Source organism: Arenibaculum pallidiluteum, assembly GCF_017355985.1.
In the GTDB taxonomy this organism is placed as follows: Bacteria; Pseudomonadota; Alphaproteobacteria; order Azospirillales; family Azospirillaceae; genus Arenibaculum; species Arenibaculum pallidiluteum.
This window is the reverse complement of record NZ_JAFIQU010000021.1, coordinates 1-23,466: the sequence shown is the minus strand read 5'-3', so window position 1 is coordinate 23,466 and position 23,466 is coordinate 1. Positions and strand designations below refer to the sequence as shown.

Here is a 23,466-nt window from a genome sequence, read left to right as displayed (position 1 = left end):
GCACCGGGGCGGCCTCTGCTCCGTCCCGGGGCTCAGGGCTCCGACAGGAACTCGGCCCAGCCTTCGGAGATCGCCGCCACGGCGGCGTCCATCAGCCGCTTTCCGTGCTCGGGCCGGGCGAGCGAGGGATCCGAGCCGATCCGCCCGTCGGGGAAGCGGCGCCGGAAGTCCCGATGGTCGTGGAAGGCGCCGCGCGGCGCGGTGCCCAGCGCGGCCGGCACGGGCTTGATGGCGTCGGGGAACAGGTGCTGGGTCACCGCGACCTCGGACGGGGTCGCGTGGCTGCCCTCGCGGTCGCCGAAGAGCTCGCGCGAGAGGCGGCCGACGGCCTCGTTCTCCCACCAGCTCACGACCTTCAGCCGCAGGTCCGGCGCCGCCGCGCCGCGCGTCGTGCGCAGCTCGTCGTGGATCTCGTAGAAGGCCGCGCGCACCGTCGCGATGTTGCCGCCATGGCCGTTCACGAACAGGATCCGGGTGAAGCCGTGCTCGGCCAGGGACAGCACCGTGTCGCGGATCACGGCGACCAGGGTCGACGGGCGCAGCGTCAGGCTTCCCGCGAAGGCCATGTGGTGGGCGGCCATGCCGACGGCGATGACCGGCGCGACCATGGCGCCGGTCCGCTCGCCGATGCCGCGGGCGATCGCCTCGGCGCAGATGGCGTCGGTCCCGATCAGGCCGGTGGGGCCGTGCTGCTCGGTCGAGCCGATGGGCACAATGATCCCGGTCGACGTCTTCAGATAGGCCTCGACCTCGGGCCAGGTGCACAGGGACAGGAGCATGGCATGTTCCAGCGGTAGGATCCGGCCGCCATGGGAGCACATCGGCGGCCCGCCGGTAAACCGCCGAACACCGAGAGCGGCACCACCCGCATCAGGCGGCGTCGCGGCAGCCGGCGGGCTTCAGGACACGCCGGGAGGAGGGCGGGTTCGCGGCGAGCTTGTCCGCCGGGCGGACGGGGCGCTTCACCAGCTCGCCCCCGCAGTTCGGGCAGCGCCCGCCCAGCACGCCGTCACGGCAGTCCCGGCAGAAGGTACACTCGAAGGAGCAGATCACCGCGTCCTCGGCCTCGGGCGGCAGGTCCCTGTCGCAGCACTCGCAGTTGGGTCTGAGCTCCAGCACGGCATCGCTCTCCTCGCGGTGGGACCGCGCCGCCGCGGTCCGGCGAGGCCAGCATACAGCGAGTCCGGGTCGAGCGTGCAGAGCCTGCAGAGGCGTACGGGACCTTGGCCCCGGGGGAATCGCCGGAGGCGATTCCAGCCGAACCGGGAAGGCTCTAGAAGGTATAGGTCAGCCCCATCAAGGCGATGGGGTGGGTCTGCTGCTCGACGAGCGGGCTATCCGCGGCGACATCGAGCAGATGCACGATGCCGACGGATCCGCGCAGGCTTATGTCGTCCGTGACGCGATAGCTGACGCCGATGCGGAAAGTGACGTCCTTAAAGCCGCTCGAGGGATCGTACCGCTCCAGCCCGGACGCCGCGGCCTCGCCTGGGCTCACGCCGAAATAGCTGCGCGCGTATTTCGCGCTGGCCCATGTCGTGCCGATGCCGGGCGTGATCGAAAGGCGTTCGGTCGCCTCGACGGGATAGGCGAAGCTCAGACCGGCGATCAGGCCCCGGTCGTCCTCGGTGACGGCCTGGGTGGCGGAGAGCGTCGCAACCGCTCCCCAGTGTCGTGCCGAAACGAAGATCCGCGCTCCCAGAGCATCGTCCACGCCGCCGATGCCCTCGGGCACGTCGTCCCCGTCGTATCCCTGCATCCAGGTGACGCTCGCCCCGAGCGTGAGGCTCGAGGTCCTGAGGATATCGACGCCGATTCCGTCCGCGGTCCTGGCGAAGAAGCGCCCCCACTGCACATCGAAGAGGGGGAGCGGCTGGATCCGATACTCGTCTGAGCCCTCGAAACGCGGCGTTACTCCGGCGCCGGCGCCGAGCGTCACATGATCCGGATCCGGCTCCGAATCCGCGTGTGCCGGCGCCGCCGCGCAGAACGCGATCGAGACGAGAACAAGCCGAGCGCTTGCCAGCAGCGATCGGTGCGGGGCGGTCATTGCCATCACGGGGACCTCACATATAAAGTGCATTGATGCATCTTTAGAGGCCGCACAGGGCGCGAGTCAAGATGCATGAATGTATCTTATTTGGGTGGATGACATGAAGCGACGGCGGCGCGGCGCCGATCTCGAGCGGGCGATCCTGGAAGCGGCCTGGGAGGTGCTTGCGGAACGCGGCTATGCCGGCCTGACGATGGAGGCCGTGGCCGAGCGGGCCGGCACGAGCAGGCCGGTGCTCGCACGGCGATGGAGCCGCAGGGCCGATCTCGCCATCGCGGCGATCGCGGCGATCCGACAGGAGATGACGAATCACCCGCTGGAGGTGCCGGATCTCGGCGATGTCCGCACGGAGCTGCTCGCGTATCTCGACCGCATGGCAGACCGGGCCCAGGCAATGGCAGCCGTCATCACCCTGTTCTCAAGCGAGTTCCAGCGGGAGTTTCCGTCCTCGGCACAGGATCTGCGCAGCGCCCTGCTTGCCAACCGGTCGAGCGCCCTGGATCAGATCCTGGAACGGGCGGTCGGAAGGGGCGAAATCCTGGCCGAGAAGCTGATCCCTCCGGTTGCGTCGCTTCTGACGGATCTCTTCCGCCACCACGCCGTCATGAGCTTCTCGTATGTGGACATGACCGTCGCGGCCCCGCCACCCGAGCTGCGGACCGCATGGGTCGACGCCATCTTTCTGCCGCTGGTCCGCAGCCGATAGGTCTCTGCGTATTCGGCCGCAATCCGTCCCGGCTGACCCGGGCACGGACGCGCTGAAGGAGGAGCCGGCGCCCGAGAGTCAGCCTGTGCTGGCGACATAGCCCCGCATAAGATGCGTTGGTGCATCTTGACAGCGGGCCCGACCAGGATAAGGTGCATCACCGCATCTTGTTTGGAGATGTCCGATGCCAGGCGCCTTAAAGATCACCGCCGCGATGCCACGTCCCCCGTCGCCGGTTGCCCGCCACGTCCGAAGCACCACGGTGGTCCTTCTCCTGGCCCTTCCGGGGTGTGCGCAAGTCCCGACTGACCCGGTGGCGCGCGCGGCCTATGAGGAGGCGAACGATCCCGCCGAACCGGTGAACCGGGTCATCTTCGCCGGTAACCAATGGGTCGACCGCAACCTCCTGCAGCCGCCGATCCGGGCGTACGAGGAATACGTTCCGGACCGCGTCCGTAACAGCGTGCGCAACTTCGGACGCAATCTGGAGGCGCCCAGCATCGCCGTGAACGATGTGCTTCAAGCCAATTTCGACCGCGCCTGGACAACGACGCAGCGATTTGTCGTCAACACCACCCTCGGCGGCGCGGGCTTGTTCGATGTCGCGACCGACTGGGACCTTCCGCATCACGACGCCGATTTCGGGCAGACCTTCGGCGTCTGGGGAATCGGCACTGGACCCAGCATCCAGTTGCCGCTGCTGGGACCATCGAACGTTCGCGATACCGTCGGCACCGTGGCCGGAATTCTGGGCAACCCGCTCGGCTTCGTGCAGGCCGATGCCGTGCAGACCGCTCAGATGGTCGGCTCGGGCACCGACCTGGTGAGCCAGCGCGCCGACATGCTGAAGGTGACCGACGACCTCGAGAAGAACTCGATGGACTACTACGTCGCGTTGCGCAGCATGTACGCCCAGCGCCGCGCGGCCCTGGTCGACGAAGGCCGCTCCGGAGGGCCGACTGCCTCCGAGGAGTTCGAGGTCATCGAGGATATCGGGCCCGTGACACCCGCCGAGCCGTCGATCCAGGACGAGCCCTGAACAGGACGAGCCCCGGGAAGCGGCCAGCTATTCGCCATAGGGCACCCAGATGTTCTTCACCTGGGTCGCGCGCCGCAGGTATTCGCGGCCCTGGCCCTCCACCGGGTCGGCCCAGCGGACCACGCGGCCGTGGTTCACCCAGGTCGCCTTGAGGTTTCCGGCTGAAGCCCGCTCGACCTCCGCGCTGCCCTCGGCCGTGCCGGCATACCAGAGCGCCGCCACGTCGTCGTGCTCGGCCAGGGTCCTAGCCAGCGGCTCGCGGTCGCCGGTCACGATGTTGACGACGCCCGCCGGGACGTCGCTGGTATCCAGCACCTGGTAGAAGTCGGTCGCGACCAGCGGGTGGACGGGCGAGGGCGTCGCGACGACCCGGTTGCCCATGGCAATGGCCGGCACCACCAGCGAGACGAAGGCCAGCAGCGGCGCCTCGTCGGGGCAGCAGACCCCCATCACGCCCCAGGGCTCGTTCATGGCGAGGGTGACGTGCCGCGCACGGGTGGAATGCACCTGGCCGTCGTACTTGTCGGCATGGGCCGCATAGAAGGCGATGCGCCGGATTGCCTGCGCGACCTCGGCCTCCGCGGCCCCAACATCGCCGTCGACCAGCGAGGCGAGGCGGTCGCGGAACTCGGCCGCGCGCGCCTCCAGGTTCTCGGCCAGGTAATAGAGGACCTGGGCCCGGATGTGCCCGCTGGCCGCCGACCAGCCTCCGGCCTTGTGGGCCGCCTCGACGGCGTTGCGGATGTCCTTGCGGCTGCCGAGGCCGGCCTGGCCCGCGGGGCGGCCGTCCACCCCAAGGACCGTATAGCTGTTGCCGGAATCGGAGCGCGCCTGCTTGCCCCCCACATAGAGCTTGGCCGTGCGGTCCAGGCGCACCGGGTCCCCGGTTTGCGGCGCGGTCGGCTCGACCTGGGCCGGGACGGGGTCGGGAACGGGGGCGGGGGCCGCGGAGAAGTCCGCCTTGCGCTCCGCGGGCGCGGGCTGCGCATCCGTCCACACCCGGGACGGCGACAGGTATTCGTGCATGCCCTCGCGCCCGCCCTCGCGGCCGAAGCCGCTCTCGCGGTAGCCGCCGAAGCCTGCGGCGGCGTCGAACAGGTTCGTCGCGTTCACCCAGACGACGCCCGCCTTGACCCGCGCCGCCGCGTCCAGCGCGACGTTGATGCTTTCCGACCAGACCGAGGCCGCGAGCCCGTAGCGCGAGTTGTTGGCGAGCGCCACGGCCTCGTCGGGCGTGCGGAAGCTCATGCTGACCAGCACGGGGCCGAAGATCTCCTCCTGGGCGATGCGCGAGGCCGGCGCCACGCCGGTGAACAGCGTCGGCGGGAAGAACAGCCCGGCCGGGGGCAGCGGGGCACTCGGCTGCCAGCAGGCGGCGCCCTCGCCGCGGCCGTGCTCGACGAGCTCGCGGATCCGGGCCAGTTGGGATTCGGCCACGATCGCGCCGATGTCGGTCGACTTGTCCAGCGGGTCGCCGACGCGCAGCGTGTCCATACGGGCGCGCAGCCTGTCGTGGAAGCGCTCGGCCACGGCCTCCTGGACCAGCAGGCGCGAGCCCGCGCAGCAGACCTGGCCCTGATTGAACCAGATGGCGTCGACGATCCCCTCGACCGCGCCGTCCAGGTCGGCGTCGTCGAAGACGATAAAGGGCGACTTGCCGCCGAGCTCCAGCGAGAGCTTCTTGCCGGTGCCGGCCGTGGCCCGGCGGATCAGGCGCCCGACCTCGGTGGAGCCCGTGAAGGCGACCTTGTCGACCTGCGGGTGGGCGGCGATCAGCGCGCCCGTGCCCCCGTCGCCGGTGACGATGTTCACGACGCCCGGCGGCAGGCCGGCCTCGCGGCAGAGCTCCGCGAAGGCGAGGGCCGAGAGCGGCGTGTGCTCGGCCGGCTTCAGGACGACGGTGTTCCCGGCGGCCAGCGCCGGCGCCACCTTCCAGGCCAGCATCAGCAGCGGGAAGTTCCAGGGGATGATCTGGCCGCAAACGCCGACCGGCCCATGGCCCGGGAACTCCGTCTCGGCCAGCTCGGCCCACCCGGCATGGTGGTAGAAGTGGCGCACGGCGAGCGGAACGTCGATGTCGCGGCTCTCGCGGATCGGCTTGCCGTTGTCCATGGTCTCGAGGACCGAGAAGAAGCGCTCGCGCTTCTGCAGCAGCCGGGCGATCGCGTAGAGGTGGCGGGCACGCACATGCCCCGGCAGCGCGGACCAGGCCGGGAAGGCCCGGCGCGCGGCGGCCACCGCGGCATCGACGTCGCCGGCGCCGCCCTGCGCGCAGGTGGCGAGGCGCGTCCCGCGGGCGGGGTCCACGACCTCGAAGCTCCCGCCCTCGGCAGGCTCGGCGAAGCTGCCGTCGATGAAGTGGCGGAACCGGCCCTCGTGCCGCCGGAGCCAAGCCAGCACGTGGTCATTGGCTTCCGGGGCGACGCCGTAGTCCATGGTCCCGAGGATCTCCTTGACGCTGGGCATGGGGCTTCCTTATCCGAGGGCGTGGTGGGCGTCGGACGCGTAGCGGCCCGTGACGAAATGCTCGAGCTGGCGGTCGATGTCGCCGAGCAGCGAGCTCGCGCCGAGCCGGAAAAGGTCCGGCTGCAGCCAGTCGTTGCCGAGCTCCTCCTTCATCAGGATCTGCCAGGCCAGCGCATCCTTCGCGGCCTTGATGCCGCCCGCGGGCTTGAAGCCGACCACGGCCCCGGTCAGGGACCGGTACTCGCGGATCGCGCGCGCCATCACCAGGCCGACCGGCAGGATCGCGTTCACCTCCTCCTTGCCGGTGGAGGTCTTGATGAAGTCCGCCCCGGCCATCATGGCGACCATGCTGGCCCGGTGGACGTTGCGCAGGGTCCTGAGATCGCCTGTCGCGAGGATGGCCTTCATGTGCGCCTCGCCGCAGGCCTCGCGCATGGCCCGCAGCTCGTCGTAGAGCGCGCCCCAGTTCTGGTCGAGGACGTGGGCGCGGGTGATCACGATGTCGATCTCCCGCGCGCCCTCGCCGACCGCGTAGCGGATCTCGGCAAGGCGCAGGGGCAGGGGCATCAGCCCGGCCGGAAAGCCCGTGGCGACCGAGGCTACCGGAATGCCGGAGCCCTCCAGCGCCTTCACGGCCGGCGCCACCATGGTGGGATAGACGCAGACGGCGCCGACCAGCGGCATGGCGTCGAGGCCGAGCGCTCCGACCAGGTCCTCGCGCAGGGGGCTGCGCGCCTTGGCGCAGAGGCGCTGCACGCGCGCGGGCGTGTCGTCCCCGGCCAGCGTCGTCAGGTCGATGCAGGTGATCGCCTTGACCAGCCAGGCGGCCTGCCATTCCTTCTTCACGCTGCGCCGGGTGGTCAGCGTCGCGGCCCGGCGCTCGACGGCGCTGAGGTTCACGCGGCCGGCCTCGACCCAGTCTGTGCGCAGGGGGATACCCTCGTTGCGCGGCCGTCCGGACACGGCGTGCCCGCCAAGCCGGGGGACGGCACCCTCGCCGGGGGTTGGCTGCACCTTCAGGACGGGTTCAGCTGGCATGGCTGTGCTCCATCGATGGGTTGCGCTCCCGTCTAACGGGCAACGGCGCACTGACGTAGCCGGCGCGAACACGGCTCCGGCGGCTCGCCGGAACCTCCCGGTCGCGCGCATGGACGGACCGCGCGCATGGGCGGCGCCAGCCGGATCGTGGCGTTGCGGGAGCGTCCTAGCATATTCGCGGAGCGGACGCGCAGTGGGATCGCAGCGGGGATCGCCATCTCCGCGGAGAGCATCCTTCCCGCTAGCGGTCCAGCCGGCGGTGCTGGCCGGGCGGGAGCTGCTCCAGCACCGCGAGCAGGACGCAGAGCAGCGCCGCGAGCATCAGGATGGCCGCGCCGGCATGGGACAGCTCCCACTGGAGGCGCAACCTCTCCCAGTCCGCAGGCTGGTGGGTCCAGTTGCCTGTCGCCCGGTTGGCGGGAAAGGTCCAGGCAAAGAAGACCGCGAGGTTCGCCGCCACCAGCAGCCCGCCAGCCAGGGCCCAGCCGGAAGGACGCCCATGCCGGCGCAGCACCAGCGCCAAGGCCAGGTTCGCCGCGAGGGCGGCGAACAGGACGATGCCGAACAGGTTCCAGCCGGCATAGATCTGCTGGGCGGTGAAGTAGTCCGCCCGGTCCAGACCGATCTTGTTGGGAAGCGCCGCCAGATGGGCACCGCCGGGCACGAGGGCGAGCGCTGTCAGCAGAACGGCCAGGAACAGGGCAATCCGCGGGGTCATGACGTCGCTTCTCCGATGCCGCGCGGCGCCGGCCGCTTGAAGCCCGTCGGCCGCACGCCAAGATCCCCCTACGTGCCGTGCTTTCGTCAAGGCACCGGAAGGAAGAAGGCACCGGAAGGAGGCGCACCATGTGGATGCCGAGCACGTTCCCGGACGGCACGCCGGCAGGAGGCTACTTCCTGCTGAGCGGCTCCTGGAGGGCGGACGTCAGGCCCGAGGCGAACGGGTTCAAGTGGCAGGTCACCGGAGAGGACGAGACCAAGGAAGGCCGCTCCGCCACCCTCGAGGCGGCCAAGGCGGCCGCCATGCACGCCATGCTGGAGCTGGAGTCGCCAGGCTTCGGCTGAGGCCGCCCAGGGCAAGGCAGAGGGTGCGGGGCAGAGGGGGCGGGCAAGGGGCTCAGGAAGGCCGGAACAGGTCCGTGACGTCCTCCTCGCCCGGCAGGGCCAGGATCCTCACGGAGACGTATTCGGATTCGAGCCCGTCATTCGCGAGTTCGCGCACCATGTCCTCGACCTCGTGGCCGAACAGGCCGGCGACGGTGACGGGGCCGCCGCCGCCTTTCATGGCGAGGACGACGGCATAGACCCCGCCCGCGCCGCGGCGCTCGCCGCGTCGTGCGGGCCGGCCGCGTGGCGCTCGGTCGACGACGGGCCCGACGCTCTCCGCGCGCGCCAGCGCCGTCCGCACGATGTCCACCAGCGCGTCCGCCGCGAAGGGCTTGAGCACGACGACGGCGCCGGCGGCCGAGAGCCGGGCGAGGGAGGCCCGGACGTCGTCCCGGTCGGGATGGCCCGTCATCACCACGGCTGGAATGCCGGGCCGGCGCGCACGCAGCGCGTCGAATAGGGCAGAGCCGTCCATCTCGGGCATCAGCACGTCGGTCAGCAGCAGGTCCACCGGCTCCTGCTCGGCGAAGGCCAGCGCCTCGGCCCCGTTGCTTCGCGTCGTCACCGCGAAACCGGCATCCGAGAGCATGTTCTCGAGCACGAACGCCAGCCGCGGCTCGTCCTCGGCCAACAGGATGTGCGGCATCGCCCACTCCGATGAAGCAGCCTCGGCTCCGCAGATTATCGTTTCCGCCGCCGGGCGAAATCGGCCATTCGGCAAATCGCGGCCCTATGCATGGGTGCGGATTGCCGCCGGCGCTCCGCCCGGAAGGAGGCGAAGCGAAGGGAGAAGAGGCGGCCCCGCGCTGTGCGCGGAGCCAGTTTCACAGGGAGGAATGCTGCGGCGCGACGGCGGACCCCGCTGGGCGGTGGCCGCCGTCGCGCACTTCCTAGGACAACCCAGAATGCGGTCCTTGGGCCATGGGCCATTAGAACAAGACCGACGTCGGCGATCCGCTGAACCTCCGCCGGAAGATCCTCCGTGCCAGCCTCAGCCGAACCTGCGCCACCAGGGCAGTCGTGCGCGCGCCAGCTCCGCTGCAAGGCGGTCGCGCTCGGCGCGGAGCTGCAGGTGCTCCTCGATCTCGGCCTCGCGCTCGCGGTGCAGGGCGTCGCGGCCCGCGCGCTCGCGCTCCAGCCGGTCGGACTGGTCGCGCGCCAGACGCTCGGCGGCCTCGGCGCGGCGCTGCAGGTCGGCCACCGCCTGCGACGCCTCGGCGCGGACCTCCTCCAGCTCGGCGCGCAGGCGCGCGATCTCCTCGCCATGAGCCTCGCGCTCACGCGCGGCCTCGTCCGCGGCGGCGGCCATGTAGCGCTCCACCAGCTCGGTCAGCAGGCGCAGCTTGTCCGCATGGGACTGCCGCTCGGCGGCACGGTCGCGCCGCTCATGGTCCAACGCCTCGCGCAGGGCAGCGACCGCGGCCGACGGGCTCAGCGCGAAGCCCGGTTCGGCCTGTCCGCCCCGTCCGAAGCGTTCGTCCGGCCCGGCCTGTTCGAGGCCGAGGGCCGCGAACGTTTCGCCCCGCACGCCGCCCGGCGCGTGTTCGATCTGCGCCAGGGGCACCAGGATACGCGCCCGCCCCTCGGCGTCGTTGCTCTTGAGCCACCCGGCACGCTTCGCCTTCATGCGCGCGCCGTCGACGGATACGCCCAGGCGCTCGGCCAGGGCGGCATAGGTCATCCAGACATGTTCGGGCGCAGCCATGCCCAACCCCGCACGGTTCGGCCCGAACGGCACGCGGCCGGGGTTCGGCCGCCCGAACGCCGGTCGGACGGCATTATCAATCCCGTGCGCCCGCGTGCCGGTCAAGTCCGGCACGCGTGACGCGTGCATCGGGCCATGCGGAGGAGGTCGGGACAGCACCCCCTGCCGGAGCTACACCGTCGGCACCGTCCCGCCGTCGATGACGTGCTCCGCGCCGTGGATCGCCGAGGCCCGGTCCGAGGCCAGGAAGGCGATGAGCTCCGCGACCTCCTCGGGCCGGGACGGGCGTCCTAGGGGGATGCCGCCGAGCGCGTCGAGGATGCTCTGGCGCGCGTCCTCGATCGTTCCGCCGGTGCTGGCGGCGATCCGTTCCATCAGGGCGTCCGAGGCTTCCGTATGGATCCAGCCCGGCGAGACGACGTTGACCCGCACACCCCTGGGACCGAGCTCCTTGGACAGCGCCTTGCTGTAGGTCGTCAGGGCGGCCTTCGCGGCGGCATAGGCGGTCGTCGATTCGTGCAGCGGGAGCCGCCGCTGGATGGACGAGACGTGGACGACGGCGCCATGGCGGCGCTCGATCATCTGCGGCAGCAGGGCCCGGTCGAGCCGCACCGCCGCAAGCAGGTTCAGGTCGAGCTCGGCGTGCCAGTGATCGTCCGTCAGGGCCGCGAAGCCGCCGCCCGGCGAGGCCGAGCCGCCCAGCACGTGGACCAGCACGTCCACGCCGCCGAGCTGCTCCATCGCCGCCTCGGCGAGCCTCCTGGTCCCCTCCGGGGTGCTCAGGTCCGCCTCCACGAGCCGGGCGCCCGGCATGCCGTCGCCACCGCGGCGCGCGGCCGTCATGACATCGGCCCCGCCCGCGACGAATCGCCGGACGGTGGCGAGGCCTGCACCCCTGGTGCCGCCGGTGACGACGACGCGGCGGCCCTGGAACTCGACTGGATCGATGCGGGCGGACATCATGCGATCTCCAGCGCGGCGATCGCCCCGTCCTCGAGCCTGAACCGGAAGGCAACGCGGATCGGGCTGCCGCGGAAATCGCCAGCGGTCGGGCCCTCCACCACGATGCGGCCGTCCTCTTCGCGCCAGGCTTCGGGGCTGAAGACCGCCCGGTTGGCGAGAATCGCCGTCCGGATCCAGGCCCCGAGCTCCGCGCGGCCCTCGTGCCGCCCGCCGTCGTCGAGGACCACCGCTTCCAGCGCGAAGGCCGCGAGCATTCCATCCGCGTCGAGCCGGGCGTTCGCCTCGACATAGGCGGCGATCGGGGGTGGCAGGTTCTTTTCCATGATCTTTCCCTCCGGGATTGCGTTGTGCCGGAGAGAAGCTGCGGATAGGCTCACGAAATGACAAGAACCGACAAAAAAGTAAGGGACTTACCCGAAGGTAAGCGTACATCCTACACGCCGCACTCGGCCGCCGAGGGCGTGCAGAACGTGCTCCGGGTCCTCGAGGGCCGGTGGAAGCTCGTGATCCTGTTCCAGCTGTTCGGCGGCAAGGTGCGGCGCTTCTCCGACCTCGAGCGCGCCATCCCGGGCATCAGCCAGAAGATGCTGATCCAGCAGCTGCGCCAGCTCGAGAACGACGGGGTGGTCGGACGCATCGTCCACCATCAGGTCCCGCCGAAGGTCGAATATCACCTGACGGAATGGGGCCAGTCCTTGTGCCCGGCGCTGGACGCCCTGCTGATCTGGGCGGAGGGAGCCCCCGCCGGGATCCGGTCGCGGCTGATCGACGATGCTCCGGGCTACGAGGCGCAGAGCACGGAAGCAGGCGGCGCGTAAATACCCGGAGCCTCAGGCCGTGGCGCTTTCGGCCTGCGCGGCTCCAAAGGGTCGAGGCCCCTGGCAGCGGGCCGTGATCCCGCGTACCATCGCGTGCATCGGACCACGGGTGGGGTGCGCCTTGGTTGCACGGGTGAACACGGTCGCCTTCGACGGGATCTCCGTGACCGAGGTCGAGGTCCAGGTGCTGGTCTCCAGCGGGCTGGTCGCCTTCACCCTGGTGGGCCTGCCCGACAAGGCCGTGGCCGAGAGCCGGGAGCGCGTGCGCGCGGCCCTGCACGCGCTGGGCCTGTCGCTGCCGGCCAAGCGGATCACGGTGAACCTGGCGCCTGCCGACGTGCTGAAGGAGGGTCGGCATTCTACGGCATGCGCGACATATCATACCCGTAAGTCATTGAATCCGCGTTCATTTCTCAGACCCGTCGCCGAATATGATATCCACAGAGGAGCGGTGCGCTAGCACATCCAAAGGACGAATAGACTCGGCGCCTACGTACGCGCAAGCTGTATCGAGGTGACGCGGCGGGAGCGACCTTGATGCTCGAGGCGGCCATGGTGAACGGCAAAGCCCCAGTGGCTGAGCTCTTCGGTCGGACCTACTCCTTTGCCGATCTGGTCCCGCTCTATGGAAGAGTCTTCGCGACGGACCTTGCCCGCGCTTGGCAGCAGCACTGTGCATTGCACGGCCGGCAAGTCACCGAGAAGCGGCTGGCGGCGGTAAAGCGCATTCTCAATTGGCTGGCTGCCCAGGATCTTGAGCATCCAGGGTCAGCGGCGGGTCAAGCCTTTCGCGACCTACGGGATGGGCGGGGGCGTCTCATAGACCCGGTCGACTGGCGAGATACAGTGAATGCATTCTGCGATCGGCTCAGGGATACCTCTTGCACCGAGGTCATTGAGTCGCCGAATGTCCTGACCCGTCGAAGCATCATTCACTTCCTGTCCGCCGGTCTCAGGGCGCTGGCAGACGAGGGGCTGATGCCCCATGTAGGGCCTCTTAGGAGCTTCGGTAAGGGCAAGCTCTCCGGGGGGAACATCCCGTCGCTTGCCGAACTCACACCGGGCCGAAGGGGACGACAGACATTCCCGACGCCGCTCCCGAACAAGTCCATCAACGAACTGGCCGAACTTAATAGGAAGCGGCTCGCCGCGTTGCGCGGCTGCGCTGTGCGTCAACTGGTGGATGAGTACCAAGTGTTTAAGCGAGGCCAGGAGTTGATGGCGAGGGACGACTTGCCAGAACCGGCCGACTTCGAGACGGCACTAGCGACCCGGAAGCTAGCCAAGCTGATCCAGATCCTTCCTCGTGACACTGACGGTCAACTCGGTGGCTTGCTTCGATTCGTGAAGACTCGCCGGGATAACTGCCTTTTCGTGCGGATCGAAAAATACCCGATGCAGCAATTGGTTGCTCGGCTCGGCGGGGCAACCAACGTTGTCAGGCATCTCGAGAGCACGGTGACGGCGCTCCTGGCCGCCTACACCATCGCGATGATCGACACTGGCTTCGATATCGGAGCCTGCGACGACCTAGCGGCCAATCCGTTCGCAGGCAGCGTCAATCGCGGCAGGCAGCGCGTCACCACCGTCTCCGCCATCAAGCTGAGGGCTGGGGGCAAAATCGCAGAGGCGACGCTGGTCGAGGGAGAAGCGGATCTGATGGTGAAGGTCCCGGGCCAGGACGTATCCGGCGTGGCGGCGATCAAAATGTGGCAGGAGATGGTCGCCCCGCTTAGGGAGCGGGCTGAACGCGCCGCCAACCCGGCTGCCGGCAAACTGTGGCTGATGGCCGGAGACTCCCTCAATCAGGGCCCGATCAGAGTGTGTGACCCGGTCGCCTTTAAGGGCGAGTGGAACCGCTTCCTGAAGAGGATTGAGGACGACAAGGTGATCGGAGGATTGCCAATCCAACGCAGGATGATCCGCCCGACGGTGCTCCAAGTGCTCTCGGCGGACAATGACTTCGACCATACTTTGGCCCAGGCTAAAGCCAACCACTCCGGCTCTGGGATGACCATGCGCTACCTGAGTGCGCCGTGGTTCCGCGCCGAACTCGCCAGACGGATCCGCGAATTCCAGGTCCTGTACGAGGCGGCAGCTCTTGGCGAAATCCAGGACGTCGCTTCGAAGCTAGGCATCTCAGCGGCCGCTCTTGAGAGGCGCCAGCGCACGGCCCTGGACACGGGCCTCGGCTTCATTTGCTTGGACCCCACTCAGGGCATCCAGCCGGGCGTCTCGCCAGGTGAGCAATGCCTTCAGGTGGACGCATGCGCCACCTGTTCGTTGCGTAGGTTCGTGCCCACCGACGAGGGCTTGGTTTCACTGGTCCTGTTCAACCGTGCCATCAAGTCCCAGGAGGAGTCGTTTAGGTCGCGAAATCCGGAGCGCTGGGAGGCTGTCTGGCTCCCTTACCTCGCCCTGACGGAGGCGATAATCGGCAAACTGATGGACGGGCCCTACAGGGTCAAATTCCGCCGAGCGGAAGCGGAAGCCATGAAGCGCACCGTCGAAAGGACCGCAGCAATGATCCGGATCTGGTGAGGACCCGAGAAATGCCGAGCGCCCGCGATGCACATCCGAATTGGCAGCCGCCTGGGCAGCCCGATGACGTGCTGGCTAGACTGCCGCACCCGGTCTGGCTGGTGAATGGATCTGTGCTCGATAATGCCTGGACCATTCGGACAGACGATCACCGGTTGAAGCGAAGCGCTACAGTCACCATCCGATTCGATGTACCATTAGCGCCGGGCCCGGTGCTGCTAACCGATCCAAGTTTCGGGCGAGATCTTCTCACCGCCAAGCTCTATGCGTACTGGGGTCTCTCAGCTTCAGACGGATGGCGCAGTGAGGCGCTCGTGACCCTTATCGATGTAAACGCACTGTTCACCCTCGTTCGATGGCGGGTGAGTCGAGGCGTTGCATGCATGGCCGATCTAGGCCGCGAATGGTACGAGGATTTCTGCCAGAGCCTGCAGCGCAGAGGACTGGAAGGATTAGTCGACTCTGAAGGTCGCATGCGCGCCTATCTGGCAGAAATAGACGCGGGCTATGAGGAACTCCCCGTGCGGCTCAAGGGAAGGAAGCGCTTCCTCTATTTGGATGAGGTCTACCGCCGGATCGGGTTCGTGAACAGTCGGCAGGTTTCGGATGAGGCTCGATTGGCATTGCTCACCGCCGCGCGCTCGCGAGGCCTCGGATTTTTTGAGCCCTCCAGGGCGCTTGACGAGAGCGACCAAGCTGAAGGTGATGGTCGGCTATCCTGCATGCGGATGGCCCCCCTAATCGCCGTTTGGGAGCGCCTATACTCGGTCCGCCATCGCATGCCGCATGATCCGATGGAATTTGATGCCTTCGAGGGGGGCGGATCTCCCTTCCGGGTTGCGGTTGCGCTAGGTTCACCACTTTCAGGGCGAACAAAGACAATACCTGCTGAGCAAGCCTGCTTCCTTATCGACAGAGCGCTGCGCTGGGTACTGCTTTACTCAGAAGACCTTGAGAAGGTTCTGACATCATTCAAGAATAATTTTAGATCATTTTCGCGTTATAGCTACGAAACTCGTTTATCTGCGAGCTTGGACGCTTCGTTTTCCGGATTTTTCCCCAGGCACCTAGGCCCGGCTGCGGTGGGCGCGCCATGGCCACTCAACTCGACCGCGATTGGTCCAATGCGGATGACGAACCGTCAGAAGGGTGTCGGGCTCCGTGCCGCAATCCTGGAACTCCTGCCGGCGGCCGCTGCAATCGTTATAGCCACTTTTTCCGCCAGACGTAGCGAGGAGATCGCATCCCTGAGGGCTGGGTGCCTGACCCGTGGAGAAGATGGCGAGGCTTGGCTTGGGACATGGATCGCAAAGACCAAGCGGGACTCCGACCTGATCCCCGTGCCGGAAGTCGTCGCAAAGGCCGTAGGGATACTCGAGCGCCTCAGTTCTGTGGCGCGCGAACGAGAGGCGGTCCCCTGGATTTTCAATCTGACGGAGATTCTGCGGGATGACCGCCATGTGAAGTTCGACCTGCCTCGGAAGCTGATGGACTTTGCGCGTTTCATCCACGTACCGCTGCTCGCAAACGGTACCGAATGGGTCTTTAGTCCCCATCAGTTCCGCAGGTTCTTCGCAATCACCTATTATTACCGGTTTAGAAACCCCTCGCTCACTGCCCTATCGGATTTTATGCGCCACCACGATCCGGACATGACGCGCCGCTATATCACTGAGGCCGCCGGCGGAGGCCTTATCCGGATGGCCGAGGAGCGACGGATCGCAGCCGTATCGTCAACTGACCGACGTACACTGGCAGAGAAGCAAAGAGCATTCAGTGACTTCCAGGAGGTTGGGGCCGAATTCCGGGCGGATCGGTACAAAGCAGTAGCCTGCGGGCGCGAGACGCTTGGAGGGTTCGGCGGCGAACGACTAAAGACAGAGCTACAAGAACTCGTGCGTCAGGCCAAACGTATGGTGGAGGTCCGGTCGGCACGGGGAACCGACCTTGAGCAGACATTTGACGAACTCCTGATCGAGTTCGTGAAACCGCGCCGCCTTGAGCCGAACGGAATGGGGCACTCGTATTGCAAGTGCTCTGGGGATCACGGAGACCTCGCAGTGGCCGCCTGCCTCAACGCGAGGCAAGCGGCGGGTGGCGACGTGACGGGCGCAAGCGGCCCAGACCATGCATATGCCGCCGACATGACCTGCTCCTCTTGCCCACACAATGTGCAGTTCACAGAGAACCGCGCCTACTGGGACGACCAGGTTACGGCAGACGAGGCGACGGCTGCATCGGCCTCGGGCTTGCTCGCTACGGTGGCAGCGGCCCGTGCAAAGGCAGGAAGATGCCATATCCAACGTTGCTTCCTCGATGTGAGGCCGATCGTGGACCCGCTAACCTTGGATTGGACGCTTGATGCCGAGTCCCTCTGAGCGGGCTGCGATGACCAGGGCGTCGTTCCAGCGAAAGATCGAGCTCCTGGAGCAATGGGCTGCGGACGGTGTTCCACCGGGTCAGGTCTGGCCTGCAGGCCCGACGTCGCTGGCCCGTTGGCATGACGACGAACTCTGCGTTTACCGGTGGGTCAGTCCCAACGTCGCCTCACCCAAGGGTCGAAACGCCGATCTGCGTGCCCGGTTCGACGCCGCCGTGTCCGCTATTGCTGTCGCGCAGGGCCGAACCAGGGGTATGGCCAAGCTGCGCGCGGAGAATGCCGCGTTAAAGGCGAGGAACCGTCAGCTATCCGCTCAGGTCGTGGAGATGATCGAGCGGTTCATGACGCTTACGAACCTGCTTCAGCAACAATCCTATCTCCGACGACAGCAGGAAGCCGGCCGTCAGGCACCCAACGTGACGCCCCTCTGGGGTTCGGCCATGGGCGCCGAGAGTACGAAGGACCGAAAGAGGTGAGGATGAACGGACAGCCGTCCCACCCGCATTCCATTGCCGGCGAGATTGTGCCGGTCGGGATCACGCGGTGCCCGGACGGATTCCGTCTCGGCGAGAGGGACTTGTCTCGTTTCCCGGTCGTCACCGGCGCCGATGGGCGTGTGTCCGAACCGATCGTAGCGTACCTGATCGAGCGGCGGCTTTGGCAGAACGCGAGCCAAGGCACGCTGCTGCAGGAAGCTTATGTGCTCAAGGACTGGTGGTCCTGGCTCGCGGCCTGCGGGCTGGACTGGCAGTCGGCGAGCGACGAGGACCTCCGGAAATGGGCCATGGAACGGGAAGGCCGGGTTTCCGTCAGAAGAAACCAGGATTGTCTGGACGTGCTGGCCCGGTTCTACAGGTTCGTCAGGACAGGCCTGCGCCTGTTCGCAGTGGGCCTGTCTGATGATCCCACACGCCGGGGCATCGTGACGTCGATCGAGCCGATAGAATTGGTATCGACCTCCTCGCGAGGCCGCGTGGTGCGTAGGTTCCGCACGCGCTTTCGCTACGCGACGGTTCCCGCTCGCGTGCGCGGCAGCCGCCCGACACCGAGCCCCGAGGAAGTCGTCCGGGTGCTCGACGAACTCGCCGATCAGGCGTGCTCGTACGTCGCCGCCAGAGACTATCTTTGCGCCCGATGGATGAGCGAGGCGGGCCTCCGCCGGCAAGGTGTTGCGGGCTTGACGCTCCGTTCGTTGGAGACAGCGCTGGCCGAAGTGGGATGGCGTGCGCCGGCTGGTGGCCTCAATTCACTTTCCGGCAATGCGGATGCGCGCCGGTCACTCGCCACCCATCTCGACAGAATAGAGGAAAGCGGTCGCAGGCTGCTGTTCGTCATCGTCACCGAAAAGAGCAAGACTCGCTCCGCCCCGGTGAGCTTTGGGCTGCTGTCCGCGACGCTCGACTTCGTCTGGGACCAGCGTGCCACTCTTCTCAATGATTTTAGGAAAATTGGTAAGAATCCTGCTGACGGCCTTTGGCTTTCCAGGCGCTCCGGGTGCCCCCTGTCCGCCGGCGCGATCTCGGACAAAATTAAGGACGCCTTTAATCGTGCCGGCGTCTTAGGAAGCGGGCACCGCCTTCGGGCCAGATTCGCGCAAGACAGCGTCCGCCGCCGCTACCTTCTGACCCGAGCCCGCCTAGGAAAAGCTTGGCGGCCTGAGGAGGTTCTAATTCCCGTTGCGGACGAGCTCGGCCACAGCGGTCTCTCTTCACTTCAGCACTACCTGAACGGTGCGTTGCGCGAGCTTGGCGCTTTGGATGGGCAGCCGGTAGTGGTGAACGACAAGTCGCAGGTTCCCTTGGTAGAGGAACTTATTGCAAGACTCGATGACGGAGAAAACGGGCTGGTGAATGAGCTTCGAAGGCTGCTTGAAAAGCACGGCTCCTGACGGGGTGCGCTGCACTTAATTTGGCACCGCCCCCTTTTTAAAGAGGCTAATATCCGCAACGTCTGAGAACTGCATCACCATGGAGTTCGGTTTTGATCCCCGAGACTGTGTCTGGTGATCTCCTCATCGCGGGGAGGTGGAGCGGGATCTGGGACGCCGCAGCAGAGACCAGAACGGGTGGTGGCAGACCGCACCTACTCGCAGGCGGTAATCTGGGTCTACCTGTGCCGGCGCCAGCGCTGCGAGCGCGGCTCGGTCATCCTGACCAGCAACCCGGGCTTCGGCAGCTGGGACCAGGCCTTCGTCGGCGCCGCCGTGTTCACGGCCGCCATGCTCGACCGGCTGCTGCACCACTCCACGATCGTGCAGATCGGCGGCGAGAGCTTTTGCCTGAAGGACAAGCGCCGCGCCGGCATCGTCGCCCGGCCGAAGGAGATGGCCTGAATGCGTCGCCGCCCAGGGCGGGGCTCGCCCCGCCCTGGGGCAAAGGAGGGTGGGTCATTTTACAACCGGCGACACCCCCCAACCTGGGTCAGATTTCAACCGGCGTTGACACGCTCGCGATTGGCTGCGCAGTCCGCCAAGGTTCGCGGGCCGCTGGGACCTCGGCTGCGGAATAATCGCGCCGATGACCGGTTGCAGGTGGCCGCTCTCGGCGTCCAGCCGCTCCGCCGGCACCGCGCCGGTCGTCCCATGCACACGCTCGTTGGCGGCGTCGCGATCGACGGCCAGCCCGTCCTGGGCGTGGCGGCTGGCCAGCGGGCACCCAGAGGCTGGCGCGCAGATAACGGATGAAGCGCTCCACCTTGCCCTTGCTCTGCGCTCGGTACGGCCGGCACAGCCGTGGCCGGAAGCCATGGTAGCCCGCGAAGTCAAGGAAGGCCGGATGGAAGCGATGGCGTCCCCCGGCCTTAGGCGTCGCGCCCGATCACCACCGTCTTGATGTTGTCGTAGAGAACCTCGCGCGGCACCCCGCCGAAGGCCAGGATGGCGCGCTCGTGGCAGACATCAGCGTCTCGACCCGCTCGACGCCCACGAACTCGACATAGGCCGCCCGGCTCCAGCCCAATGTCGCCACGAACACCGACAGCCGATCAGCGCCGCGCCGGATGACCGCCCAATCCACCTGCATCTGCCGGCCGGGATCGGTCTCGAAGCGAACCACCGGCTCGGGCGGCGCAGCGGGCCTGAGTGAAGCGACGAACAACTTGAGCGTCGTGTAACCGCCCGCATAGCCACGCTCGCGGCATTCGGCCAGCAGCACGCTGACCGGGATCGCGTCCGGCGCCGCGGCCGCCATCCGGCCCGCGATGTAGTCTTTGTGCCCGTCGAGTTTGCTGGGCCGAGGCGGACGCGGCTGGTAGCGCCCCGCCTCGGGCTTGCGCAGATAGCGCCACACCGTGTTGCGCGACAGCCCCAGTTACCGGGCGATCTCCCGAACGCCCTTCTCGTGCTTGACCAGCACCCGGATCTCCAGCGACATCTCACCTCCGATCATCCGGCCCCCCTGCTCTCCGTACGAAGAGCCCAATCTATCGGTGAGTCAGGTGTCAGTCGGCGACTGGGTCAGTTTTCCATCGGCGGCTACAAACGCAACCAGATCAAGTGCCTGTTCGGCCGGATCGAGTACTTCCGCCGCTTCGCGACCACTATGTGAAGCTCGCGGCCAACTACCTGGCCGTAGTCAAGCTGGCGACCCTCCGCCTCCGGCATAGGCTTTGAGAGCAGACTTCACGCGCCAGACCGGCGGCCAAGCGCCCGGCGGTCCATGTGCGGGCTCAGCCCGAGTGGTCCAAGTCGACGGATATGCCCGCTACTGGGTGCTGGCTGAGATAGGCGCAGTGCGTCTGGCATGTGCTGGGCCATTGTACGCTGACGCACCTATACGATCCGCACGGCCAGCGCCATGGCAGTCGCGATGGAGGCGCTGGTCCGCATTGCATAGCTGGACGAGATCGCGGCTGAGATCAGCGGGCGCCCGGACCGAAAGGGCTTGGGCGAGCACCGGGGCCGCGTGATGCCGCTGGTACGAGATCTGGGATTTGCCTCAAGCCGCGCTTCGCCGCAGAGATCTCAGCTTGATGACGTTGAGGCTAGCAGGCAGAGTGTGACGGCCCACTCTCGAACGGATTACTAGACATTGCGCATCTTCGTCCAAGGTCCGACCCGTCGTCCGGAGCCCGTCCCCGAATTGGATGCGTGGCTGCTGGTTGAAAATACGTGGAATGATTTCGGTTATCGGACGCTTTATGACGTCTACCAGATGTCCAAGAAGAAGCGTCTTATCGAAATCGGCGGAATTAAAATCTTGAAGATGGGGCAGTCAAAAGCGGAGCTTCCACTCCAACGGGGCGAACTTCGGTCCGGCAGGCTCCCGGATGATTGCGGATCTCTCGGCTCTGACCTTGATTATTACGCAGGCTTAAGCAAATTGGGTATCGTCGAAGCGCATGAAATATTACGGCGTTTCAACGACTTAGCAGCGGATAGTAACAGACGGATTCGCTTTGAGGACCAAGACGGCTTCGGAACTTCACTGCACAGGGACCGAAGCGATGTAAATACTTATTACGACGACGCTATGTCCGTAATCGAAAGTGGGGGGCTTCCTCCAGAGCCCAGAGGGTGGGAATTTTCCTTCGCGCCCAGTCTTGATGCACCTCCCATCCGGTTTCGATTTGGTCGCCCGGATGGTAAGGAGATGCCTCGATTTGGCGCACAGCCGCCGCGGCGGATGGTCGTGTTGGTTGGTGCCAACGGCGTCGGCAAGACCCATTTACTCGCATCGCTAGCAAGGCTCGCCTACGCGCCACCTGGAGAGCGCGATGAACTTGCGAATGAAGGTCGTTTCGTGGGCTCCCCGGCGTTTCCAGGTATATTGGCCGTAGCGTACAGCGCTTTTGACACATTTCTGCCCCCAAAACTGCGGGGTGATGATCTGGAGGAGGTTGCGCAACAGCTCGAAACCGGAACTGGACGTTACGTCTACTGTGGCATGCGTGACGTCGCTGCAATGATCCGCTCTCCTAATGCCGCCCAGAGGCTATTAGACCAGAGAGCATTGGAGCGGCTGTTTGTAGATCGTGTTGAGCGGATTCAGACGAACGGCCGGATGGGTCTTTTCGCAGCAGCGATGGAGCCGGTCCTTAAAGAAGCATCAATGGAGCATCGGCTGCCGCCGAAGGAAGCAGAGGACGACCGCAACCTCACTAATGCGAACTTCGCTGAAGAAGATCAAGACGATTTGAATGGATACTCGGACTCGACGAAAGAGGAGGTCGAGCGCGTTAAAAGATTCCTTGGCGACAATCCTGCCGCGGCATTCCATCCACTCTCAAGCGGCCATAAAATTGTTCTTCTTATACTGGCAAACATGGCAGCGTCTCTCCACCGTAGAGGTTTGGCACTCATAGACGAGCCGGAAACCCACCTTCATCCGCCGCTTTTGGCAGCGCTGATGACGGGCATTCGCCGCTTGTTGGACCGGCTGCAGGCATACGCGATTGTTGCAACTCACTCGCCGGTTGTGGCGCAAGAGACGCTTTCGAGCCAAGTGATCATCGTCGAAGGACACGGGATTACTCGGCAACCGGAAGCTCAGACGTTCGGCGAGAACGTCGGCGCCCTTACACGAGAGATCTTTGGCCTCCACACCGGCGCGACTGACTATCGCAATGTTCTTGATAAAATGCTGAGACAACATCGAGAAGTAAGCGCTCTCGAAAATGCTATTGGCGAGCCACTGTCATCTCAAGCCTTGGCGTACGTTATGTCCGCACTGCGCAAAAAGAGCTGATGAGCGAGTTGCAAAGATGCGGTCTATCAGATTTCCTGCTGAAAAAGCGCCGGACGCTATCGAGGTGATCCGTGCTGCTTTCGGAGTTGGCCGGGAGCTCACCACGGTGGAGGAGGCGCGTCTACGTGAGGCTTTTGCTCGGTATGAGGAGGAGCACGGACGGGGCGACCTGCTATCACCGTCAGAGTATTTCGTAGGGGAGCTGGGGGACGATTTTCGAAATGCTTACATCCAGACATATGAAAATAGGCGCCTCGAGAGCCTGCGGACAACATTGAAGTCCCTTGCCGCTAACCGGTGTCCGAGATGCGGCGGATCACGTCCCGGCACCCTTGACCACCATCTTCCAAAGAAGGAGTATGCGGAATTCTCTGTTTACCCGAAGAACCTGGTTGCTTGCTGCCAAGAATGCAATGGCAAGAAAGGGGCGACAGTAGGCGGGAATCCTGAGGAGACCTTCCTTCACCCCTATTTTGATAGTATTCCACCCGTTGCCTTCATCAAAGTGGATTTGGACGTACAGGAAACTCACGTCACCGCAACAGTCAGCTTTGACCCAGATGCCCCCATCGCTGACACACTACTCAAAGCAAGAATGAAGTATCAGTTTGAGAAAATTGACGTTAATGCGAGGATTGAGTCAGAAATTATCGAGTACATAACGGAGCGATCCGCGAATATCAGTCAAATGGTGGAAGCGCCAAACCCAACTAATGTGGCGGATTACCTGAGACAATATGCCATTACAACTGATAGTCTCTATACATGTGGGTCGTGGCAGTCTGCACTACTCAGGAAGTTAGCTGAAAATCATGATTTCTGTTCCGGAGGATATAAGGTCATGTTGCCGCAGTCGCTTGAAGATGCCCCAGCATAGCTAGCACTACCTTGGCAGTTCCTGCGTAATTAGGCGAGGCAAGACCTGTTGTCCTGCCCAGGAGATGGCCGGAGCCGGAGGCGGTCATG

20 protein-coding genes and 3 pseudogenes are annotated in these 23,466 nt (G+C 65.9%); 12 read left to right on the top strand and 11 right to left on the bottom strand.

What is annotated here, in order from left to right; translation table 11 throughout:
• Positions 1-32 precede the first annotated feature (32 nt).
• From JUB13_RS27345 to JUB13_RS27335, 3 genes are all read right to left on the bottom strand, one after another.
• Positions 33-779, bottom strand: coding sequence for a creatininase family protein (locus JUB13_RS27345; RefSeq protein WP_207484991.1), 747 nt, complete (start codon positions 777-779; stop codon positions 33-35).
• Positions 780-870: 91 nt separating this feature from the next.
• Complete coding sequence (locus tag JUB13_RS27340; RefSeq protein WP_207484988.1) at positions 871-1,119, bottom strand: DUF1272 domain-containing protein; 249 nt, start codon at positions 1,117-1,119, stop codon at positions 871-873.
• Positions 1,120-1,273: 154 nt separating this feature from the next.
• Complete coding sequence (locus JUB13_RS27335; protein WP_207484986.1) at positions 1,274-2,056, bottom strand: MipA/OmpV family protein; 783 nt, start codon at positions 2,054-2,056, stop codon at positions 1,274-1,276.
• 97 nt (positions 2,057-2,153) lie between these two features.
• Here JUB13_RS27335 and JUB13_RS27330 point away from each other — a divergent pair, with 97 nt between their 5' ends.
• Together JUB13_RS27330 and JUB13_RS27325 are read left to right on the top strand one after the other, a co-directional pair.
• Positions 2,154-2,759 carry a TetR/AcrR family transcriptional regulator gene (locus tag JUB13_RS27330; RefSeq protein ID WP_207484984.1) on the top strand — a complete coding sequence of 202 codons (606 nt, stop codon included), beginning with the start codon at positions 2,154-2,156 and terminating at the stop codon, positions 2,757-2,759.
• Positions 2,760-3,021: 262 nt separating this feature from the next.
• Positions 3,022-3,798 carry an MlaA family lipoprotein gene (locus JUB13_RS27325; RefSeq protein WP_207484982.1) on the top strand — a complete coding sequence of 259 codons (777 nt, stop codon included), beginning with the start codon at positions 3,022-3,024 and terminating at the stop codon, positions 3,796-3,798.
• A gap of 27 nt (positions 3,799-3,825) precedes the next feature.
• Here the strand turns inward: JUB13_RS27325 and JUB13_RS27320 are convergent, their stop codons facing one another.
• The 3 genes from JUB13_RS27320 to JUB13_RS27310 all read right to left on the bottom strand — a co-directional run bounded on the left by JUB13_RS27320 (position 3,826) and on the right by JUB13_RS27310 (position 8,020).
• The gene (locus JUB13_RS27320) at positions 3,826-6,264 is read right to left on the bottom strand and encodes an aldehyde dehydrogenase family protein (RefSeq protein WP_207484980.1); all 2,439 of its coding nucleotides are present in this window, start codon (positions 6,262-6,264) and stop codon (positions 3,826-3,828) included.
• A gap of 9 nt (positions 6,265-6,273) precedes the next feature.
• Positions 6,274-7,302, bottom strand: a complete 1,029-nt coding sequence (deoC, locus tag JUB13_RS27315; protein ID WP_207484978.1) for a deoxyribose-phosphate aldolase — start codon at positions 7,300-7,302, stop codon at positions 6,274-6,276.
• 241 nt (positions 7,303-7,543) lie between these two features.
• Positions 7,544-8,020 carry a DUF1772 domain-containing protein gene (locus tag JUB13_RS27310; RefSeq protein ID WP_207484976.1) on the bottom strand — a complete coding sequence of 159 codons (477 nt, stop codon included), beginning with the start codon at positions 8,018-8,020 and terminating at the stop codon, positions 7,544-7,546.
• Positions 8,021-8,154: 134 nt separating this feature from the next.
• Here JUB13_RS27310 and JUB13_RS27305 point away from each other — a divergent pair, with 134 nt between their 5' ends.
• Complete coding sequence (locus JUB13_RS27305) at positions 8,155-8,367, top strand: hypothetical protein (protein WP_207484974.1); 213 nt, start codon at positions 8,155-8,157, stop codon at positions 8,365-8,367.
• A gap of 52 nt (positions 8,368-8,419) precedes the next feature.
• On the opposite strand, the gene JUB13_RS27300 is transcribed toward JUB13_RS27305, so the two are convergent.
• From JUB13_RS27300 to JUB13_RS27285, 4 genes are all read right to left on the bottom strand, one after another.
• The gene (locus JUB13_RS27300) at positions 8,420-9,055 is read right to left on the bottom strand and encodes a response regulator (protein WP_207484971.1); all 636 of its coding nucleotides are present in this window, start codon (positions 9,053-9,055) and stop codon (positions 8,420-8,422) included.
• 345 nt (positions 9,056-9,400) lie between these two features.
• Positions 9,401-10,114, bottom strand: a complete 714-nt coding sequence (locus JUB13_RS27295; RefSeq protein WP_207484968.1) for a hypothetical protein — start codon at positions 10,112-10,114, stop codon at positions 9,401-9,403.
• Positions 10,115-10,285: 171 nt separating this feature from the next.
• A complete protein-coding gene (locus JUB13_RS27290) occupies positions 10,286-11,077 on the bottom strand; it encodes an SDR family oxidoreductase (protein WP_207484966.1) in 792 nt (263 codons plus the stop codon).
• On the bottom strand, positions 11,074-11,400 hold the full coding sequence (locus JUB13_RS27285; RefSeq protein WP_207484964.1) for a nuclear transport factor 2 family protein: 327 nt from the start codon (positions 11,398-11,400) through the stop codon (positions 11,074-11,076). Before JUB13_RS27285 ends, JUB13_RS27290 begins: the two co-directional genes overlap by 4 nt.
• A 138-nt stretch (positions 11,401-11,538) precedes the next feature.
• Here JUB13_RS27285 and JUB13_RS27280 point away from each other — a divergent pair, with 138 nt between their 5' ends.
• The 7 genes and pseudogenes from JUB13_RS27280 to JUB13_RS27250 form a co-directional block, all read left to right on the top strand.
• On the top strand, positions 11,539-11,895 hold the full coding sequence (locus JUB13_RS27280) for a winged helix-turn-helix transcriptional regulator (RefSeq protein WP_207484962.1): 357 nt from the start codon (positions 11,539-11,541) through the stop codon (positions 11,893-11,895).
• Positions 11,896-12,016: 121 nt separating this feature from the next.
• A pseudogene (locus JUB13_RS27275) lies at positions 12,017-12,253 on the top strand (magnesium chelatase domain-containing protein); the annotation flags it as partial.
• 179 nt (positions 12,254-12,432) lie between these two features.
• Positions 12,433-14,436 carry a hypothetical protein gene (locus tag JUB13_RS27270; RefSeq protein ID WP_207484960.1) on the top strand — a complete coding sequence of 668 codons (2,004 nt, stop codon included), beginning with the start codon at positions 12,433-12,435 and terminating at the stop codon, positions 14,434-14,436.
• A gap of 11 nt (positions 14,437-14,447) precedes the next feature.
• Entirely contained in the window at positions 14,448-16,814 is a 2,367-nt protein-coding gene (locus JUB13_RS27265; RefSeq protein WP_207484957.1) for a site-specific integrase, read from the top strand.
• A 10-nt stretch (positions 16,815-16,824) separates the two neighbouring features.
• Complete coding sequence (locus JUB13_RS27260) at positions 16,825-17,292, top strand: hypothetical protein (protein ID WP_207484955.1); 468 nt, start codon at positions 16,825-16,827, stop codon at positions 17,290-17,292.
• A gap of 2 nt (positions 17,293-17,294) precedes the next feature.
• The gene (locus JUB13_RS27255; protein ID WP_207484952.1) at positions 17,295-18,704 is read left to right on the top strand and encodes a site-specific integrase; all 1,410 of its coding nucleotides are present in this window, start codon (positions 17,295-17,297) and stop codon (positions 18,702-18,704) included.
• Positions 18,705-18,938: 234 nt separating this feature from the next.
• Positions 18,939-19,148 (top strand): annotated as a pseudogene (locus JUB13_RS27250) (ATP-binding protein); the annotation flags it as partial.
• Between the two features lie 54 nt (positions 19,149-19,202).
• Here the strand turns inward: JUB13_RS27250 and istA are convergent.
• Positions 19,203-20,202: pseudogene (gene istA, locus JUB13_RS31640) on the bottom strand (IS21 family transposase).
• Between the two features lie 642 nt (positions 20,203-20,844).
• Here istA and JUB13_RS27235 point away from each other — a divergent pair.
• Together JUB13_RS27235 and JUB13_RS27230 are read left to right on the top strand one after the other, a co-directional pair.
• Complete coding sequence (locus JUB13_RS27235) at positions 20,845-22,500, top strand: ATP-binding protein (protein ID WP_207484944.1); 1,656 nt, start codon at positions 20,845-20,847, stop codon at positions 22,498-22,500.
• Between the two features lie 16 nt (positions 22,501-22,516).
• Positions 22,517-23,377 carry an HNH endonuclease gene (locus JUB13_RS27230; protein ID WP_207484941.1) on the top strand — a complete coding sequence of 287 codons (861 nt, stop codon included), beginning with the start codon at positions 22,517-22,519 and terminating at the stop codon, positions 23,375-23,377.
• Positions 23,378-23,466 lie beyond the last annotated feature (89 nt).

Excerpts from the sequence above, each read along its gene's own strand:
- JUB13_RS27345 (WP_207484991.1), bottom strand. The coding sequence starts at position 779 with ATGCTCCTGTCCCTGTGCACCTGGCCCGAGGTCGAGGCCTATCTGAAG.
- JUB13_RS27335 (WP_207484986.1), bottom strand. The coding sequence starts at position 2,056 with ATGGCAATGACCGCCCCGCACCGATCGCTGCTGGCAAGCGCTCGGCTT.
- JUB13_RS27330 (WP_207484984.1), top strand. The coding sequence starts at position 2,154 with ATGAAGCGACGGCGGCGCGGCGCCGATCTCGAGCGGGCGATCCTGGAA.
- JUB13_RS27320 (WP_207484980.1), bottom strand. The coding sequence starts at position 6,264 with ATGCCCAGCGTCAAGGAGATCCTCGGGACCATGGACTACGGCGTCGCC.
- deoC (WP_207484978.1), bottom strand. The coding sequence starts at position 7,302 with ATGCCAGCTGAACCCGTCCTGAAGGTGCAGCCAACCCCCGGCGAGGGT.
- JUB13_RS27310 (WP_207484976.1), bottom strand. The coding sequence starts at position 8,020 with ATGACCCCGCGGATTGCCCTGTTCCTGGCCGTTCTGCTGACAGCGCTC.
- JUB13_RS27305 (WP_207484974.1), top strand. The coding sequence starts at position 8,155 with ATGCCGAGCACGTTCCCGGACGGCACGCCGGCAGGAGGCTACTTCCTG.
- JUB13_RS27300 (WP_207484971.1), bottom strand. The coding sequence starts at position 9,055 with ATGCCGCACATCCTGTTGGCCGAGGACGAGCCGCGGCTGGCGTTCGTG.
- JUB13_RS27295 (WP_207484968.1), bottom strand. The coding sequence starts at position 10,114 with ATGGCTGCGCCCGAACATGTCTGGATGACCTATGCCGCCCTGGCCGAG.
- JUB13_RS27290 (WP_207484966.1), bottom strand. The coding sequence starts at position 11,077 with ATGATGTCCGCCCGCATCGATCCAGTCGAGTTCCAGGGCCGCCGCGTC.
- JUB13_RS27285 (WP_207484964.1), bottom strand. The coding sequence starts at position 11,400 with ATGGAAAAGAACCTGCCACCCCCGATCGCCGCCTATGTCGAGGCGAAC.
- JUB13_RS27270 (WP_207484960.1), top strand. The coding sequence starts at position 12,433 with ATGCTCGAGGCGGCCATGGTGAACGGCAAAGCCCCAGTGGCTGAGCTC.
- JUB13_RS27265 (WP_207484957.1), top strand. The coding sequence starts at position 14,448 with ATGCCGAGCGCCCGCGATGCACATCCGAATTGGCAGCCGCCTGGGCAG.
- JUB13_RS27260 (WP_207484955.1), top strand. The coding sequence starts at position 16,825 with ATGACCAGGGCGTCGTTCCAGCGAAAGATCGAGCTCCTGGAGCAATGG.
- JUB13_RS27255 (WP_207484952.1), top strand. The coding sequence starts at position 17,295 with ATGAACGGACAGCCGTCCCACCCGCATTCCATTGCCGGCGAGATTGTG.
- JUB13_RS27230 (WP_207484941.1), top strand. The coding sequence starts at position 22,517 with ATGCGGTCTATCAGATTTCCTGCTGAAAAAGCGCCGGACGCTATCGAG.